Origin of the sequence: Streptococcus sp. UMB0029 (genome assembly GCF_002871495.1) — a bacterium.
In the GTDB taxonomy this organism is placed as follows: domain Bacteria; phylum Bacillota; class Bacilli; order Lactobacillales; family Streptococcaceae; genus Streptococcus.
The window spans coordinates 45211-63084 of record NZ_PNGD01000001.1; the positions used below are offsets into that span (position 1 = coordinate 45211).

Here is a 17874-nt window from a genome sequence, read left to right on the forward strand (position 1 = left end):
TCCTTCCTTTTATCCAAATAATATTCCATAGATACAATATTCCGTGTCACTGTTTTGAATTCCAATTTGTTTTTCAACCTCTTCAGGAAAGAGACCACAAACGGGAAGTGACTTTTTATTGAGATGGCTAGAAACAAGTTGCAGATTTTGTCCGACATGTCCTGCTTCGAAGAAGGCTAAACGCTCAGACAACTCACCGTATTTTTTAAATGATTCCTTAAAGTCAACTACCATGAATACAGCAAAACTAAGTTTTTCTGTTGAGTTACTAAGTGCATCTAGTTTGTAAAGAGTCATCGGGAAGAGATTATCCCATATCATCTCTTTTTTATTTTCTACTTTGACTAATTTTTTCAACTGAGGACTGATGTAATAAACTCCTGTTTCAACTCCCTCAACATCTTTGACAAAAATATAGAGTTTTACTGGAAATAGCGCACCTCCTGAAGGATAATTTCTTAGGATTAAATCCTCCCCATGATATACCCTTTTTCGTGGATTTGGGCCGACAGCGATTGTCAATAGCTCAAATAATTCTTCGCGATTCCATTTCCCCTCAAAAGAGTTTAAAAGGGTTGACCGTCGATTCTCAAATAATTTTCGAATTGGATCCTCTTTAACATCTTCTTGGTAGTAATCATATTGTTTCCTATTATCAAAGTTTGTAATATTATCTTTTGGAAATTGATAATCTTGTTTTGGACTATTGTTCATAAACCAATTAATACGATTAGTCGCAAATTTCTTTCGACGATTTTTTAATTGCTCATAATCAAAATTAGGAGTGTAATACATTTCTTCATTTAACAATACTTTTTTCATTTATACTCCTTTCCGGGAAGTTGCCGTTGATGTTTTCGTGTGATAGTATCCATAGATGGCACATTCATATTCAATAGGGATGCCAAGGCGGTTTGCAAACATGTGCATCTGAGAAAAGAGAACTGACCGCATCATTTTCTTGCCTCTAAGTTGATAGACTTCCTCCAAATATTCAATTAAATTTGTAATAAATGAATCCCTCATTTCTGGATTAATTAATGAGAAGACTGTCTTAATTTTTTCTTCTTTCACTTCAAATGAATGTTCTATGGAAGTGATAATGTCCGCAATATAACTTTCATTCTTCAAGTCATACAATTTGTTCCAATAAGAGAAACAATTAGCATAAAATTGTTCAAAGTCAAAATCAATTTTCTTATCTGTAATAGCTGTCTTTACTTGCTCATAAGTATGGATGTAAAAAAGTATTCGAATCATCACGTGACAATTCATACAACCTTCCAACATAGTAGATACTAATTGGCTAGAATGATAGAAAACAGACTCTGCTTTCTCTATTACCTCATAGCCTCCGTATCGCTCATTTTCTCGAACATACGGTATTGAGACAATAGAATTATTGTTATACCAAGGCAAATTTTTCAACGGAATTTTTTCCCCATCTAACTTATGTCCCTTATAGTATTGCTCTTTTGTTAATGTTACATTTACATTAGAACTAGAGAGTTCTGAGTCTAATAAATCCGATAGGATTTGATAATAATCTTTATTAGAAGATTCTGCAGTCTTTATCCGAAAACGAATATGGGGTCCACCTTCCCAATAGCGAATGAAGAAAAAGCATGTAATCCCTTCTTTGGATGCCCAATTATTTAGAGTGCAGATAATACTGTCGTGGTGCATCAGATTATGACAAAAAATATGGTAGGATAACCACTTTTCAATTTCTTTCATGTTTTGTTATGGGAAGGGATGGGGATATGGGCTGACTAGTCTCACTTCCTCAAGACCTCTCCTATTCCTTTCTTGATTGATACGACTCACAGAAACCCGTTCATTTTGTACTCCAAAAGTTATAGGGAGTAACCCTGGCACAATTACTTTCACAGTATAGAGGCCAAGTTCTTCCATTTCTTTTGAAGTCAAATTGACCACGTAAATATCTTCATATTTTTTTAGTACTCGTTGAATCAATACTCGCAAGTATGACTTTGTATTATTTTCTTGAATATATTTTTGTGGTGATAAGTCGGTTACATGAGATCCCTTTAAAAAATCGAATGCTGCTTTGTGCTGATTAGTAGAATAGTAGTTCACATGATCTTCCATTTCAGTAACTTCGGTAGGAACCTTCATTCCAAATTCGGCATTGATATTATCGTGAATTTTAATTCCAACTAACGCCTCTAACAGTGCTGATTCTGCTGCCTTGTGGGGGAGAGGATTACTTCCCGCTGCTGTGTAGGCATACATCTTATGGTCTTTCAAACTTCTTACCAAAGCCCAAAAGGAAGGAACGCCTAACTCCATTGAAATATCAAAAACTCTGACATCAAAGCCATCTTGTTGGGCACGACGAATTGCCTTCAGAGTATCCTCAGACAAGCCCAGAGATTCTATTGTTACCTCTTCGACTGGGATTCGTCCATACCAAGTTGTTAAAAAGTTATCTCTCTCAATTAGTTCCAAAATCCCATACAGAATCGCTTCCTCAAAGGTTCCTCCTAAAGCAACACCATTTGAACTATCATAAATAAAGCGATGTTGCTTCTTTTTATCTCTAAAGAAAGAATCGCCATATACTGCTAATTGTTCAGGAATCAATACCGTTTTCTTCTTTTTCAAAGACTCTGCCTCTGTCCAATAGATTTCCAAATTATTTCGATAAGGCATAAATGGATTTTTATCAGAGGAAGGTAGTATGAATTTCTCAGGATGGACAGCATCTGGTAAATCTGAAAACTTCCCATATATATCCTTAGTTTTGTATGGATAATACAGGGAGGAGTATCTCTCAATGGCTTCTAACTGAGCAATGTTGGTCGAATCTTGAAATGATGAAGAACGACCATAACCACACTCTATATATTTATCTGTTACAGCATATTCAATCCCTACACCTGGAAAATAATCTGAATCCAAATCAAAGAATTTACGATAGGCCACTGTTGTATCCAAAAAACATTGTGCATTCTTGGATAACTCTCCAATAGTTTTTGCTCGAAAGCCAGTTGACCTCTCAATATTTTTTTTTGCCAATAGCTGATTAAATCCTAACTGACTTCTTGTATGAGCACTTCTCCTCTTTTTAATATGAAAATAAGATGCTTGTTGTTGTTCTAAATCCAATGTCCCAACCTGTCCTGTCTTAAAAACAAGTTGGTCTAGGAGAGCTTTTGCCGAGTTTTTTGCTGATTCACTATTCTGATATTTTGCTGAAAACATACTGGTCAGTAAATTTTTTGTTTTAGCCTCTTGATATAAAGTAATAGTGTATAAAAAGTCCTCAAGAAACCCCTCTTCCTTTGTGAAGAAAAAGATACGGTCCACCACCAAGATAGCGTACTTCCTTCCACCTTCCAAAATCTGCAAATGGTTCTCATCAAAAAATGAATCATTGGTAATTAATTTCGTTTTCATGTACTACCTCACAATAAATGTCTTTCCCTTTGAGAAAATTCAATTTTACGTACATTCCTTTTCTTTCAGGAGGCTGTTCAAAATTAACTAGCACTTTCATCCCTCGCTTTCTCAAATAGGAGCATAATAGTTGAGCAGCTAATACTTTTATTATTGATTTACCGCTTGTTGAATCAATCCCATCTGAAAAAGTAGAAGTTTCAATTTGATTTAACTCTTGACTAACTGCCATTACGTGATCAAAAATTTTTGACATGTTTTGGGCAAAGAATTCAACTATTTTTTTACAGTCATTTTTATCTAATGTAGGAATCTCAACAAGGTTTTCTACATTCACTAGCTCAAAATGAAGTGATGGAAATTTTACATTTTGAGATTTCACTGAATAGATGAGATTTTGATTATTTGTTTTATGTGGTTTTACTTCCGCATTTTTTGAGGCAAATTTTCTATAATGAGTGCCATCGAAAAAATATTTTTCTCCATTTTCAACTAGAATATGCATTTACTATACCTTCTTCTTAAAAAGTTCTTGTATCATGGCATAACTGTCTTCCCAAGTAATGCCGTAACCTGTCTCAACTTTGTCACAAACCATTTTCGTAATTTTTTGTTTGCGTAGCGGATTTACGTTTAGTAGCGGCATAACCTGATATAGGACATCAACTGTATATCGATAAAGTACAAAGGGAAGTGATGAATGTTGTGATAAAAATTCTTGATTAGTAAAGAAATTCTTATGGAACTCTGTTAACTGCCCCCTCTCACGCGCCTGTTGAAGGAAGCTCTCTGCATCACTCATGTTTTGGTAATACAAGTGTCCCTTTTTCAACTCATCGGTGAAAAATTTGTAAAGCTTTTCGACAAATATTTTAAAATAAGATTCTTCGTTTTCTGCTAGAAAGGTTTCAATTTTTTCATGAATGAACTTTTGTTCGTCTGAAGATAGGGAGTTAACTAACTGGTAATAACGTTCATAGTTTTCTTGCGACATTGTATCCTTTAAGTTTTTAAGTTGTAAATTAAAGAATAGAATGTTGGACTTCATTGATAGATAGCCCATTTTTAAATTATTATTAAAGAGCAGTCCTAAATTCAGAAATAGTTTTGTCAATAGAATATTTTGTTGGCTTTCACTTTTATTGAAAAAGCCAATTTTTTCTAGATAGAGAATCAGCTCCATTTTCTTCCTTTCAACAGCTAATTCTGTTTCTAAAGAACTCAGACTACTTTCTTCTGTAGCTGCCTCAATTTCTTCTAGTAATAGTGTTCCATCTGGCTGTATATCTAATTTAGCTTCCGTATTTTCAACACTTGAAACAGTCATAATTTGTTTCTTCAATTTCGATTCTTCAATATTAACAGGTGTATAATTTTCCAATGCTCCAGCTAAGAAACTCTCTAGTTCCTTCAAAGCTGCTAGATTCTGACTATATAATTCAATATGATGCCCTCTGTGAATAGATTTCTTTATCCAAACATTGCTCATGCTTTTCTCATTTAGCAAAGAATATATTTTACTGATTAACATTTTTGAAAAAGCCAAATTGTTGATAAATACTGATAATTTATATTCCACGTTTTCCTCCTAATTCCTTAGTCATCTGTTTCAACAATCAATTCTATAATTGTATCTGTTTCCGTATTAATACATTCCGGTAAAGTTTCTTCAATTAAAATCTTATCCTTCTTTTTCAACAAACCAGCAAAAGCCTTAAAACTCAAGAAAGATTCAAAATTAATGTAAAGTGGTTTTGTTTTTAACAATTCTGAATCTTGATCGTAGCTTTCAAAAAAATCTTTGATAAAGAAAGATAAAGGTAACCCTTCTTGTTCAAAATAGTCAACTACTTCTAGCCATTTTCTACCCATTGAACTATCTTTATCTAGAATCGCATGTAGGGCCTTACAAGTGAGGTACCATTTTTTTCTAGATAAAATCAAAGTTGTATTTTCAAAGCAAAGTCTTGGTAATACTACCTTTTCTTGCGAACTTTCTTCTAGCTTTTGTCTTAATAACAGTTCCCCAAAATCAAAATAAATGGAATCATTAAGAGTAATAGAATTAAACACTGCGACTAATGATGGAAGCGCAACAGTAATCAAACTACCTAAGAAATGCGGATACACAATATTTCCTGTTGTCTTCTCAAATACTTCAATCTCTTTTGATCCTGTTGAAAGTCTAAAGCCCAAGTCTAACCACGTCAACTGTTTAGGACTTGTCAAAGTCAAGTCTCCCAACGGCAAATGCAAGGTTTTATCCGTACTTTCTCGAATATTTGCATTAAAGCCAAACGTCATCGGAATGTCCACTAACTCTCCATCTAGTCCATAAGGCTCCATTTCTGTCGGAAGATAATGATTGAATCTTCTGCGATAGACTCCATAGCCTTTATAGATATGATTGAAAACAATTTTATTTTCTGGACTCACTTGTAAAAAGTAACCACGGGACTTATGAGTCTGACCTACTAGGTTTTCTAATTGCGTCGTCGAATCTTTCAATAATTCATGTGAAATCAAGAGATCCGAACCATCTTCCAAATCTTGTACTAATAATTGCTGCACTATACTCTTCTTTAATTTCAAGAGCTGGTTGTCAATTTGATGGTCGTAAGAAGTCCCTAAGTATCCAAAAGATTCCATCCAATAGCCATCTCTTTGAAAAAGTGTTGCTGCCAAATCTCGTAAAAATTTACTTATTTCTCTCGTATTTTGAGGAATAAACTCTCCCTCGTAATTTGTTTTGAGCATTTCATAAGCTAGATATTTACTGCGAGTTGAAATATCAAAAATAGAAATAAATTTTGATAAGTCTTCAATAATTCTCTGATTTTCTTTTACAACTTTGGCCTGTTCTTCCAAATAAGTGCCATTTTGCGATGTAACCGCATCAATTGAAACGTAAGTAGACTTATTAAAACCTTCTATACCATAAGTTTGAACAATATTGTGAATTTCTTCCGTTAATTGATCATAAGCCGTCCAAGAAAATACTTCATTTTCTAGGGCAACTGCTTTTTCTAATATTGCAATCTCATCTGAGAATAATTCCGAGGAAACCTCTTTTAATTTTTCAAGCAGAGCTTTTGAAATACTTTGCTTTCCGACGATATTAATCTGTTCTGCTGGAAGTAATATACTGTTTTCCAACAATTTTGGTAGATATTCCTCTTGAGAATTTTGTGACAAGTATTTCAGAAGAGTGCGCCCTGTTAACACCTTTTGGCCCTTAAATAGAGTTAGAATCCCATTTAAACTCTCATTTTCAGAAAGAGTAACTAATTCTTGGCGGTTACGATAGAGACTTTTCCCTGCCACATCATTAAATACCGTAATATAATATTTCCCATCTTTATGGATAAGAGTCTCATTTAGTTTAAATGTTAAGTTTGGCTGATAATTTGGATTTAGATAAATCCGATCAAATAGTTTTAAAATAATAGAAGAATTCACCGACATAACGATGTTTTTCTTTAAATCAAACGGCTCTCGTCCGTATACACCAGTTGTCCCCAATAAACCTAGTGGACTTGTTTTAGTAGCGATGCGAGTATAGTAGTTATACAAAAAAACATCCATTTGACGTTGCTTTTTATTGTGTTTTTCAACATCTGTTTTAAGTAATTTTTTTATTTTTTGATAAAGAGTTTGGTCAATCATTTTCGTATTTTTAACAAAATTAGGATGTTTAGATAAACCTGCCATGATTAACTGTTTCTCATTTAGATACTGTTGATGAACCAGCTTTTCAACCTTGTCTTCATTCTCGATAATTTGCCTTTGATATTCAAAATAAGAATCAAAGATAGTGGTCAGTTTAGACGGAAGCAGTGAGGATATTTTATGATATTTATTAGCTAACTCACCGCGATTATTGTAAAAATCATGTGAAAATTTAAGTAATTGTTGTTTATTTTTGTTTTCTGGAAAATCTTGAATCACCTGATTTAGTTCTTCGATTCCAGTTTCATAGGTCAATTCTAACTGTTCCACTAAATGAGAGTATTCAAACTGATAAGTGCGTAACGTTTGAAAAACCTCTTTTTGGAAAATCTTAGAAAATTCTCTATTTGGAAAGTTTGTTTTTCTATAATATATATTTTTAACCATTGATTCGTTCATTCTCCTTTTCAACCAATAACATCATCACATACCATCCTCGTAGCAAAGTAGCTTTTGGGGTTATAAATTCCTGTGTATGGATAGCGTGACCCTTGTTATAGGCGCCAATAAAGAAGTAGCACGTCGCCACATCCAATTCCTTACCATAAACTGAAAAATCATCACAAGAAAATATGAAGGGAGTCTCTACTACCTTTATGACTTCACTTTGAGACAATTTTTGATAAACCCAGTCATAGAGCGCTGCATTATTGTGTAACACAGGGTAATTCATAACAACTTCATTTTGATACTCAACATTCAACTGGTTCAAAAAAAGTTGTTGTTTAATCTTGCACTTTTCAGCAGTTTTTCCTCTAAAAGTAATATTAAAAGATAGTTCTGTGGGAAATACATTGTGAGACCCATTAGAAGAAAAATTTGTAATTGTACAATGAAAATCTGGTTCATTCAATTTTTCTGACAACAAAACCAACTTAGCAAATAGCCTTGCTGCACTTTCTCCATGTTGACTTACATGTCCACTATCCTTTAATAAGAGTTTTAAACGACATGTCAAACCTGCTGCTAGAACATCTCCCTTATTAATTGATACATAATTAGAATACAAATCCGAGGTAACATGGAGAGCATAAATTTTTGATATTGAAATCTTGTTTTTCTTCAGAAATTTACAAACTTCTATTGCACCGCCATACTTTTCCTCACTAGCCTGAAAAATAAATAAAATATTTAGATTTGGTTTGTTTTGAGCTACATAGGTTGCCAGTTCTAATTGAATGCTGGTATGGGCATCATGCCCACACCCATGGTAATAAATTTGATCTCTCTCGTTAATTTCTACAGCATCCAATTCTGAACGAAAAGCTAAGTCAAAATGTTTACTTGGTCCTTCTCGTCCTCTATATTGATAAATCAATCCTAATCTTCCATCAGAAATTTTTTCAAGATTAACTTTATGTAAATTTTGTTTTACATAATCCTTTGTTTTGTCCTCAGAAAAGCCCGACTCAGGCTGTTGATGCAACCACTTGTAGTGTGCAAATAACTGTTCTGAAACAAGTTTATTCATTACACTCTCCTATTTATCTGTAAAAATTTATTCACAGCAACTGTCACAAGCCCAGCAATAAAAATATAAAGCGAAATTACTAGAAAAGCTTGTAAGAACTTTTCAGCAGTTTTATATAAAAGTACTTCATTATAATAATAACCTGGAAAGAATTTTTGAATTGTTACTATGATTTCTGGTATCTTCATTGTACTTATAATATTTGGTGTAAGATTCAACATCATAAAAGCGAAGAAGATCGGCATAGAAGCAGAAGCCAATGTTTCATCATTAAATATCGTTCCCAGCAGAAAACCAATTACAATATAATAAAATCCAAAATAGAGTAACAAACTGGCAATATAAAGATAAGAAACCGTTACTTTTAAATTCCCAAGTAATACCCCCGCTAAGGTTATGAAGAATAAAATCATAATGTTTAAAATAGTTTGAGCCACGACACTATCAAACATATAACGCATATAAGAATATGGAGAGACTCTATCCATAATACGGAAATACCCTTTGTCTTTTGAAACTTTTTGACTGAAGGTATTCAAACCACTTCCAGCAATTCCAAACATAGCTGAGAACAGAGCAATCATTCCACTATCTTCTGTATTTGCGTAGTTCAACTGTTTTATGAAAAAGATGTAAAATACTACTGGAAACAAAATAGTAAAAATAACAAACCGCTTATTTTGTAAGCTATTTTTAATCTGTTGTACAATTGAAATCATTATTTTTCTCCCTCTACAAATGAAATATGTTTAAAAATATCAACAACTTGCTTGCGACGTTTGAAGATTTCTGAATCAGTAATTTTATTTTCTGCAATTATTTCTTGAACGTGGAGAGTATTTACAACTACACTTTGTTCATCTACATAGAACAACTTTTCTTTTGGAATATCATTTTTTATCATTTCTCTTGGAAATTCATACAGTACTTCTACAAACATATCATTAACTGGAATGTTTTCTTCAAAAATACCTTCGTTCAACAGTAAAATATAGTCTGCGAATGACTCAATTTGGTACAAATCATGCGTAATTAAAAGAATAGTCTTTCCTTCAGCTTTTAATTTTTTAATTTGTTGCACAAATTTTTCCACACTATCGTAATCCATACCTGCTGTCGGCTCATCCAAAATTAATAGTTTAGGGTCATGTAAGGTAGCCAATAAGAAGGAAAGCTTCCGTTTTTGTCCACCAGATAGCGTTCCTGTTTTCTGATATTTCTCCTTTTCCAATCCCATAGTTTTAAGTCGCCCATCAATATCAACTTTCCTATGGAAAAATGAAGCCTGCAACTTAATTAAGTCCTCAACTATAATATCATTTGAAAAAAAATCTTCTTGAAAGACTACTCCAACATCTTTTTTTATATTTATATTCGTTGTCCTATGGCCTCCATCTTCTTTGATAAGTCCGAGCATAATATTTATAAAAGTTGTCTTACCTGCACCATTTTTCCCTAGCAAAGTATAGACTTTCCCTGTTTCTATATCTAAGTCCAGTCCTTTCAAGACTTCCTTTGTACCGAAACTCTTTCTCAAATTATTAATTTCAATTAAATTCATTTTTTTCCTTTCTAAGTTGAAGTATTATGGAAAGGGATGTATCGGAATTTCCCGATGATTAGATACTCGAACTCTTCGATGATTAATATACTGATTTTCATAACCAAAATTCATATCTTGCATCCCTGGAACAAAAACCTTCACTTCACATAAACCAATTTCCTTTAAGCCTATTGGAGTATTTTCTACAATATAGAAATTTCCAAATTTTTTATTTGTAAATTCAAGTAGTACTGAATAGTAAGTATCTACGTCAATACTGTAGTCGCTCTCGACTACAAAATCTATAATCTCTGCGTCCTTCAAAAAATCAAAATTTTGACTTCTTTCCTCTATTGAATAATAGATTGCATGGTCAGCCACTGTAGTAATATCCTGAGGACGCATACGATGTCCATTTTCTTGAATTAGCACAACATCTTGATCATAGGCATATAGTGCAAAATATAGCTCCTTTAGAGCTGAAATAATTGCTGTTTTTCCAAATAAATGTGCCCCTGCTGTTGAATAGGTTGCAAATTTGTTGCTATTTTTCCCACGAGCAAATGCCCAATATATGCTCATCACTCTACTGGAAAGTAATTGATAAATTAAAACCTCATAACCTAAATTTTTGATAAGCTTCAAATAGTGATTTATCTCTAAATCAAAAATACTTGACAGGTTTACTTCTTTCGGAGACTTCCTTTCATACCAATGGAATAAAAAGTAATCTCGTTCATACATTTCAAAAAGTGAAAAAATTACTGCTTCTTTATAGGTATTTCCAAGAGCATGTCCATTCGAACTCATGTTTATTAACTTTTGACTTATAGGCTTCCTTTCCGTCTTATAAATAATAAAATCTTCAGGTATTAAGGTCGTTTTTTGAGTTTGATAGTTATGAGCAGACAACCAATGAATTTTTGTGTCTTGATTTATCTTAGTTTTCCCTAGAAGTGACAAATATTCATTCGGATTTAAGTAATCAATTATTTCTCTACTGAGGTCATTTAAAGAGAAAAATAAGCGTTTCTGTCCCTTTGAAATTATTCCACTATACCGCTCCATAGCTTCCAAAAATGCTTTTGATCTCGCTTTCTTATAGCTAGTATCAATCCCAATCCCTGAAATCATTTCACTCTGAGAAAGTGGATACTGTAATTCTACAGTCATTGCATTATTTAAAAGAGTTGTTAATTCTCTTCTAAAAAATCCAGTATCCTTATTATCTAGTTGAATATATCGCGAATAGTCTCCTAATTTTTCCCTTAATGAAGATGCTTGACATTCATAAATACTGTTAAAAACATTGTTATCACATTTTTTATCATTAGAAATACAAGTATCACAATTAGCTATTCTGAAGAACTGGTGTCTTGAAATGCGATAATCATCAATAATAAAATAATCAAACAACGGAGATTCAGATTTTAACTGAACTAGTTGAGAAATGGCATAAAGTAGTTTCTCAGAATATAAATTATTGCCATCAATCTCTACAACTTTACTTCCCTGTCCAAAAAAATCATTTAATTTAAATTGATTACGGTGCTCCAAGAAACAGTGACTACAAAGCTTATATTTTTTATTGAAAAGCGGACTGACAAACAGTTTGTGTCCCTCCCAAAAAATAATTATCCCCTCTTCAATTCTATAGGAACGGAAATAATCTAAGGACCCAAAATATAAGTTAACGTCTTGATAGACAATCTTTATAGGTTGACTTTTAGAGATATTATTAACGATTTCATGTATAAATTTCTGAATAATCATTTTCCCTCCTTTTGGTAAGCACAAGTCCTAGATGTAGAGCAAGACTGTCTTGACAATAGACAGGAGCGCTATTATTTCCTTGCTTCGTCAAATAATCTTTATAAGATTCTTCTTTGCTTCTTCCTATACCGATATTTTCATAACTTAACTTAGACTCCATTAGCCCCTTAATTGCCTTAAAAATAAGTCTATCTATATTATTATCCTCAAAATTATATATTTCTTTTTCAGATGTATAAATTTTTAATGTGATTTTTCCCTGATTGTTAATGATATCAAATGTCCCTATTAAACTTTCAAAATATATATTTTTCAAAATATTAATATCTAGAAAGCGATTAATAGTTGGTAATGTCAATTCTGTCTCTGCCTTATCTAACACATGATAAATAGAAATTCCTTCCCTTAGTTGTTGGATTGTCTGTTGTTCAGTGATTTCAACATAATAGGCTCCTTCTAGATGTTTTATTAACAGATTTTGTTTAAGACATTTTTCTTCTTCTCTGGATAGCTGTATCGCTTTTGGAAAATAGCGTTTTAGAGACTCTTCCTCCTGCTGAGGAATCCGAAACAAGTATTTTCCAACTTTATACATAAAGAACTGATTTGATAAAGTCTGTTTTATTCCAAAAACCTTCTCTTTATTAATGCTAATATAGTGAATCAAATCTTCTACAGAATGGTGTTTAGGTAGCTCTACTCTCCGAATTTTTCCAAGATAGGATACTAGTAAGCTATCATCTTGAACAACATATTTTAAATTTCCCATCTATTCACTTTCCTTTATCACTATAAAAAATAAACAGAATTATATAGGATTATACACAAAACTATATAGTTCTGTTTATTGGATGCAAATGATAAACTACCGCTTAGGCGCAACTTGATGAGCATGAAGAACATGAAGTGGAACCGCATGTGCTGAAACCACCACTCCCACTTGAAGCTGCTGTAGCTGGTACACCCTCTACATCATCCAATTCCAAAATGTCAATTTCTAGATCTTCGAATAATTTCTTTTCATCTTTCATTTTATGACTTCCTTTCTTATTTATCCTATATCTTAAGCACAACTTGACGAACATGAAGAGCATGAAGTGGAACCACATGTGCTGTAACCACCACTTCCACTTGTAGCTGCTGTAGCTGGTACACCCTCTACATCATCCAATTCCAAGATGTCAATCTCTAGCTCTTCGAGCAATTTCTTTTCATCTTTCATTTTTCTGTTCCTTTCATTATTTTTTTGTCATTAGTTAGCTTTCCTATCTGACAAACACATTATAATCCATTAGTACTTCAATTTTTCACAGTTATCATAAACGGTACATAATCAATCCTTTCCTAGCTTTTCAATCTTTTTTATAACTGATTTTGATTAAAATTTGACCGATGATGACATTGGACAATAAAATAATTTTAAAGTGATATACTATGCTTGAAAAAAATAAAAGTAAGGAGTGAAAAACTATGTGGGACTGGACAAAATGGTTTTTAGGTCATTAATCGAATTTTATTAAAATGTAGAATCTTTTATTTTAACAAACTGCTAATTCTCACTATTTTTTTGTCAGCACGATTTGTGTTGGCTTTTTCTATATTTCTAAGACCAACAATTAACTAACTTCAAAACTACTTTAGACTTAAAAGAAATATTATTTTATAAAATAGCCTCTGCAAAATGGACACGATAAAAAATATCAACTCCATCTAAAAGAACCTTCAATTAAGTTTTTTATCTGCTCTGGCTTTAATATATTCGATTTCTCAGGTTGATAAATTAGCGCCTTTCCAGTGTCAGCTATCTCATCTAACAATGGCTTGTATTCATCATAAATCAACTTATTTGACTTCGAGAGTATTAGATAGGAAGTTAAAAATGACCTAGTCATTAACATATGTATTGTATTTCTACTTTCAATATCTTGAGTAATTTCATCTAAAACAATACCAATAATAAATGAAAATTCTAATCCTTTAACATTATTTTGATTGCTTATGAACACCTTATCTTTATTTCTAGATTTATATCTGCTCTCATAAATTTTTTGAGTTTCCCAATTATAATTTTGTTCAATTAACGAACTAATCATATCAGCTAATCTATAACCGTTCTTCCCTTTCGAAACGAATACAATTCCGATATCTGCAGGAGTAATATCTGGATGATTGTTTCTTAATTTATCAAGTATATCTGTAACCTCATTCAAAATTTCTTCATCACTCTGTGTATATCTTAAATCAGTCGGTTGAATTGGATAATCATCGAAATCAGTAAATCTTTGAATCGTTTCCCTGCTAAACTCATAAACCATTCTTCCATCACTCTGATGTTTATTAAAAGTATACCCTGATGTTTTCCAAGCCTCATCATCGTCAAACCATTTTATAACAGTTTTTTCTTTAAGATCGAATCCTAAAAATTGTGAAAACATGAAATTCTTTGGATCAGTCCGATAAACCTTATTTAAAGTGAAATTAGGTTGCTGAACTACCTCAGATTTTCTTTCATATATTGTCTGGAAAATATTGCTTGCAATAATCACATGTGTCGAAGCTACAAGTTTACATAATCTAAAAAAAGAATCAGAGAAATCTTGAGCTTCATCTATAAGTATATAGTCCGAACAATATTTAAAGTCAGGTCCTATTTCTTCCTTTATTAATTCTAATTGTTGTTCAGCTAATTCACAAACTCCATCGAAACCTTTTATACCAGAGTCATTATAGTTAATAAAATCAAGTCCGTAGAAATAGCATATGTAACTATATGAACCCGAATTAGAATTGTACCTTGAACCCCAACTTCTCATTACCCTAATCCGCTCATCAATATCTTCCCGTTGAGATACCTTCATTTGATCAAAAAATTTTGGAAGACGTTTTTGAATATTGCTTGCTAAGATTTTACTATTACACGTAAAAATAATTTTTTATCAGTCTGATTATATAAATTTACTAGTCTATGAAATAATAGTTCTGTCTTATCAGTGCCCGCTAAACCTTGTATTGCAATTTCTTTTTCGTTAATTTCGTCATATATAAATCTAGTTTGATCACCATCAAATTGGACAATTCTTTTTCGAACAGCGTCTAATAGACTTTCAACATTTCCCCATTTTTCAGGCGTATTAATTGAACCTGTTATTAAAGAAATAAGAATATCTAGAATTACACGTGATTCCTTATCTTATATGGATAATTCATTTATTGTTTCCATTGTAATTGAATTAATTGGCTGCTCATGAATTAAGTGTGACCATTTTCTACTATTTCCGATTTTTCCTTTGAATCCGAAAACTCCGCTTAAGGTTGTTATTGAATCCAAAAATTCTCCAACATAATCTTCAAAAAAGAGAACGAGGCAAAACTGCGTTCTCTTAAAAATGATAAAACATTACTATTAAAATAGATTACATGTAAAACTCTAAGCAGGCAGAGCTTGCTAACTCATGACAGAAAAAGATGTTTAGCCTATAGTGCTGGCATTAAAAAATCCTCACACATCACGCAAGGAAATCGCTAAATAAAACAGGCTTTGACCATGTCGGGATTAATTGCAGCACATTCCAAGGATCCAGCTTTTTCTTCTTTTTACAATCGAATTTCCCAAAGAGTAAGCAAGATGAAAGACGTCATTGCTTATGCTCATAATACTCTCAGAATCATTTACAAACTACTCTCCACCAAGCATACTTATTAGAAGAGAAAGGGCTAGGACTGAGGGAACAGTTCTAACGCCAAAACTAAAAAATTTCAATTACACGCTAGCACAGGAAGTGATTTTTTGCGCTTTTTTACTGTTTTTTCAAATAAAAAAGATGACTTACTAAACCTGTAAGCCACCTAATCAGTCGGTTTATTCTGGTGTCTGCCACCGCTTGGCCCTTACGTCCAAGATTGCTATCAGATTGACCATGAGCCGACCACTCATCTACACCATTATTCTAACGAATATGAGCTACAAACGCAAGAGAAAAACTTATTTTGGATTTATACACTATAAAAAACATACACTATCTTCAGATTGAACTTTTGTTCAAAATAAGCTATAATGAATTTAAGTAGAAACAGGAGATAGAACAAATGGCTACAATCAGTTTAACACGTGATATAAAACTAACAAACGAAGATGCTCTAAAAATTCTTAATCATAAACCATCTAAAAAGCTACAAGCAGTCTTGAAATCTATTGAATCACAAGACGCTACCGCTCCAACGAAAAATAAACTCATTTCAAAGTATCTGTAAGATGACAATTCAAGTAACACCACTTAAGCAATATCTTGAAAATATTCAAGTGCTAGCTCCTGATAAAACTGAGAAACAAGTTCAGGATCTATTTAAAACTATCATTTTAGAAAATGTTGATTTCAACGGTAATGAAGAGATGTTGACTTATCTATCTGATAAAGCTCCCAATTTTGAAAAACAACATCGTTCTCGTAATTTTATCGTTGAAGAAACTGAAACAAATAACATCATAGGATTCTTTAGTTTATCTCTCAAAGTTGTTGATATTTCTGATTTAGAGAAATCCTTAAAAAAGAAACTCGTCCTAAAAGGGAAAAGTCCCAAAAATATTGATTATCTCCCTGTGTTACTTATCGGTCAATTCGGCAAAAACACAAAGCTAAATAAATTATCAGGACAAGAGTTATTTGAAATTGTAATTCAAAAAATTGAAGAATTTCGAGCAATTGTAGGAACTCAGATGGTATTTTTAGATAGTATCAATCATCCTAAAGTCATTCAATTTTATGAACAGTTCGGATTTGTTGCTTACAGTCAATTGATTAAAGACGATCATCAAGTAACTTATCAGCCTATGGCATTAAATATGTCACTCTATAAAAAATAAGAATCATGTCACCTAAACTGATGACATGATTCTTTTATTTCGTCGTATAGGCAAAACTGATGGCACTATCTGCTTGAGAGATTTTTCTAAAGGTATAGTTAGGGTTGCCACCATAGTTAGTTTCAGACACAAGGAAAGAACCATCATCATATACTTTCTCGACAAAAGCCACATGACCGTAGATGGCTGGTGTGCCATGTGTACCTCCCACAAAAGAAACAATAGCACCTGCTTTTGGTGTGGAACCCGTTTCTCCACCAAGACTTGAAGCTGTCGCAACCCAGTCCTGACCATTTCCCATGGTATTAATGATTGGAATCTTCTCTCCATTGCTTCCTTTTAATTTCAAGCCTAATTGATTCATACGAGCCGCAACACCCCATGTACATTGTCCATAGGCATAGGCCATACCATCTCCACCACCAGGAACAGAATGATCATACAAGTCCCCGCGAACCCCTTCAAGGGATTGCGGATCACTCTTTGCCTGTCCTCCATTTGTTTGGCTGAAGCCTTTTTCAATTTGGTAATACCATTCCGTTGCTCTAGTTTGTCTTTCCAGTAGTTTGTCACCAGAATTTCCCTCCCAATAGGTGAGGAAGAGTTGGGCGAGATTGGCTGCACTGCCCGTATTTTTAAAGAAATCCTTTAACCAACTTTGATAGTAAGGACTATCCCCTTGAAGCATAAAATCAAGTTGGAGGTCTAAATCATACCATTTCTTATTTTGGGTGCGTGCATAATTCAATAAAGCTGTATGACGTGTTGACCCATCTGCGGTATCTGTCCATTGCCCTAAACCTAGACCTCTATGAAGAATATTAGGATAAGCACCACTATAAATGACTGGCCCTCCTATCGCTAACCAGCTTTCATCATCCCATGAGGAATCGGTAGCGCCAACTGGAGGAGATAAATAATCTCCTTCAGCTCGTTTAGGATTGATAGAAGACTCTACCGACCAATTTCCTAAAATTGCCGCAATGGCTTGGGGACTTGCCCCTTGAGATTTCAAAAACTCATAAATATGTTTTGCTCGTTCAAACTCATCTCCACCAAACTGACCAATTGCAG

The 17874-nt window shown here is 33.1% G+C and carries 17 protein-coding genes; 2 read left to right on the forward strand and 15 right to left on the reverse strand.

The window, feature by feature from the left end; translation table 11 throughout:
• Nucleotides 1–9: 9 nt before the first annotated feature.
• The 14 genes from CJ239_RS00235 to CJ239_RS00300 form a co-directional block, all read right to left on the reverse strand.
• Complete coding sequence (locus CJ239_RS00235) at nucleotides 10–822, reverse strand: SagB/ThcOx family dehydrogenase (RefSeq protein WP_102210133.1); 813 nt, start codon at nucleotides 820–822, stop codon at nucleotides 10–12.
• Nucleotides 823–1737, reverse strand: coding sequence for a lantibiotic dehydratase C-terminal domain-containing protein (locus CJ239_RS00240; protein WP_102210134.1), 915 nt, complete (start codon nucleotides 1735–1737; stop codon nucleotides 823–825).
• 6 nt (nucleotides 1738–1743) lie between these two features.
• Nucleotides 1744–3333: a YcaO-like family protein gene (locus CJ239_RS00245; RefSeq protein WP_257994370.1), complete on the reverse strand. Its 1590-nt coding sequence runs from the start codon at nucleotides 3331–3333 to the stop codon at nucleotides 1744–1746.
• 64 nt (nucleotides 3334–3397) lie between these two features.
• On the reverse strand, nucleotides 3398–3928 hold the full coding sequence (locus CJ239_RS00250) for a hypothetical protein (protein WP_102210136.1): 531 nt from the start codon (nucleotides 3926–3928) through the stop codon (nucleotides 3398–3400).
• Nucleotides 3929–3931: 3 nt separating this feature from the next.
• The gene (locus tag CJ239_RS00255) at nucleotides 3932–5002 is read right to left on the reverse strand and encodes a hypothetical protein (RefSeq protein ID WP_102210137.1); all 1071 of its coding nucleotides are present in this window, start codon (nucleotides 5000–5002) and stop codon (nucleotides 3932–3934) included.
• 17 nt (nucleotides 5003–5019) lie between these two features.
• On the reverse strand, nucleotides 5020–7551 hold the full coding sequence (locus tag CJ239_RS00260; protein ID WP_257994371.1) for a lantibiotic dehydratase: 2532 nt from the start codon (nucleotides 7549–7551) through the stop codon (nucleotides 5020–5022).
• Nucleotides 7532–8623 carry a M20/M25/M40 family metallo-hydrolase gene (locus tag CJ239_RS00265; RefSeq protein ID WP_102210139.1) on the reverse strand — a complete coding sequence of 364 codons (1092 nt, stop codon included), beginning with the start codon at nucleotides 8621–8623 and terminating at the stop codon, nucleotides 7532–7534. The genes CJ239_RS00260 and CJ239_RS00265 overlap by 20 nt, the downstream gene beginning before the upstream one ends.
• Nucleotides 8623–9342, reverse strand: a complete 720-nt coding sequence (locus CJ239_RS00270) for an ABC transporter permease (RefSeq protein ID WP_102210140.1) — start codon at nucleotides 9340–9342, stop codon at nucleotides 8623–8625. The genes CJ239_RS00265 and CJ239_RS00270 overlap by 1 nt, the downstream gene beginning before the upstream one ends.
• Nucleotides 9342–10184: an ABC transporter ATP-binding protein gene (locus CJ239_RS00275; protein ID WP_102210141.1), complete on the reverse strand. Its 843-nt coding sequence runs from the start codon at nucleotides 10182–10184 to the stop codon at nucleotides 9342–9344. The genes CJ239_RS00270 and CJ239_RS00275 overlap by 1 nt, the downstream gene beginning before the upstream one ends.
• Before the next feature lie 24 nt (nucleotides 10185–10208).
• On the reverse strand, nucleotides 10209–11939 hold the full coding sequence (locus CJ239_RS00280; RefSeq protein WP_102210142.1) for a YcaO-like family protein: 1731 nt from the start codon (nucleotides 11937–11939) through the stop codon (nucleotides 10209–10211).
• The gene (locus CJ239_RS00285; protein WP_102210143.1) at nucleotides 11914–12708 is read right to left on the reverse strand and encodes a hypothetical protein; all 795 of its coding nucleotides are present in this window, start codon (nucleotides 12706–12708) and stop codon (nucleotides 11914–11916) included. The genes CJ239_RS00280 and CJ239_RS00285 overlap by 26 nt, the downstream gene beginning before the upstream one ends.
• Before the next feature lie 103 nt (nucleotides 12709–12811).
• Nucleotides 12812–12970, reverse strand: a complete 159-nt coding sequence (locus tag CJ239_RS00290) for a thiazolylpeptide-type bacteriocin (protein WP_102210144.1) — start codon at nucleotides 12968–12970, stop codon at nucleotides 12812–12814.
• 32 nt (nucleotides 12971–13002) lie between these two features.
• Nucleotides 13003–13161, reverse strand: a complete 159-nt coding sequence (locus CJ239_RS00295) for a thiazolylpeptide-type bacteriocin (RefSeq protein WP_102210145.1) — start codon at nucleotides 13159–13161, stop codon at nucleotides 13003–13005.
• A gap of 478 nt (nucleotides 13162–13639) precedes the next feature.
• Nucleotides 13640–14797 (reverse strand): hypothetical protein, encoded by a 1158-nt coding sequence (locus CJ239_RS00300; RefSeq protein ID WP_142366983.1) that lies wholly within the window; start codon nucleotides 14795–14797, stop codon nucleotides 13640–13642.
• Between the two features lie 1228 nt (nucleotides 14798–16025).
• Here CJ239_RS00300 and CJ239_RS11600 point away from each other — a divergent pair.
• Together CJ239_RS11600 and CJ239_RS00305 are read left to right on the forward strand one after the other, a co-directional pair.
• Entirely contained in the window at nucleotides 16026–16190 is a 165-nt protein-coding gene (locus tag CJ239_RS11600) for a hypothetical protein (RefSeq protein ID WP_000201399.1), read from the forward strand.
• Nucleotide 16191: 1 nt separating this feature from the next.
• Complete coding sequence (locus CJ239_RS00305) at nucleotides 16192–16800, forward strand: hypothetical protein (RefSeq protein ID WP_004263904.1); 609 nt, start codon at nucleotides 16192–16194, stop codon at nucleotides 16798–16800.
• A gap of 34 nt (nucleotides 16801–16834) precedes the next feature.
• Here CJ239_RS00305 and CJ239_RS00310 read toward each other — a convergent pair.
• The coding region (locus CJ239_RS00310) for a phage tail tip lysozyme (protein ID WP_142366984.1) at nucleotides 16835–17874 on the reverse strand (1040 nt) is incomplete at its 5' end.

Excerpts from the sequence above, each read along its gene's own strand:
- CJ239_RS00235 (WP_102210133.1), bottom strand. The coding sequence starts at position 822 with ATGAAAAAAGTATTGTTAAATGAAGAAATGTATTACACTCCTAATTTT.
- CJ239_RS00240 (WP_102210134.1), bottom strand. The coding sequence starts at position 1,737 with ATGAAAGAAATTGAAAAGTGGTTATCCTACCATATTTTTTGTCATAAT.
- CJ239_RS00250 (WP_102210136.1), bottom strand. The coding sequence starts at position 3,928 with ATGCATATTCTAGTTGAAAATGGAGAAAAATATTTTTTCGATGGCACT.
- CJ239_RS00260 (WP_257994371.1), bottom strand. The coding sequence starts at position 7,551 with ATGAACGAATCAATGGTTAAAAATATATATTATAGAAAAACAAACTTT.
- CJ239_RS00265 (WP_102210139.1), bottom strand. The coding sequence starts at position 8,623 with ATGAATAAACTTGTTTCAGAACAGTTATTTGCACACTACAAGTGGTTG.
- CJ239_RS00270 (WP_102210140.1), bottom strand. The coding sequence starts at position 9,342 with ATGATTTCAATTGTACAACAGATTAAAAATAGCTTACAAAATAAGCGG.
- CJ239_RS00275 (WP_102210141.1), bottom strand. The coding sequence starts at position 10,184 with ATGAATTTAATTGAAATTAATAATTTGAGAAAGAGTTTCGGTACAAAG.
- CJ239_RS00280 (WP_102210142.1), bottom strand. The coding sequence starts at position 11,939 with ATGATTATTCAGAAATTTATACATGAAATCGTTAATAATATCTCTAAA.
- CJ239_RS00285 (WP_102210143.1), bottom strand. The coding sequence starts at position 12,708 with ATGGGAAATTTAAAATATGTTGTTCAAGATGATAGCTTACTAGTATCC.
- CJ239_RS00290 (WP_102210144.1), bottom strand. The coding sequence starts at position 12,970 with ATGAAAGATGAAAAGAAATTATTCGAAGATCTAGAAATTGACATTTTG.
- CJ239_RS00295 (WP_102210145.1), bottom strand. The coding sequence starts at position 13,161 with ATGAAAGATGAAAAGAAATTGCTCGAAGAGCTAGAGATTGACATCTTG.
- CJ239_RS00300 (WP_142366983.1), bottom strand. The coding sequence starts at position 14,797 with ATGAAGGTATCTCAACGGGAAGATATTGATGAGCGGATTAGGGTAATG.
- CJ239_RS11600 (WP_000201399.1), top strand. The coding sequence starts at position 16,026 with ATGGCTACAATCAGTTTAACACGTGATATAAAACTAACAAACGAAGAT.
- CJ239_RS00305 (WP_004263904.1), top strand. The coding sequence starts at position 16,192 with ATGACAATTCAAGTAACACCACTTAAGCAATATCTTGAAAATATTCAA.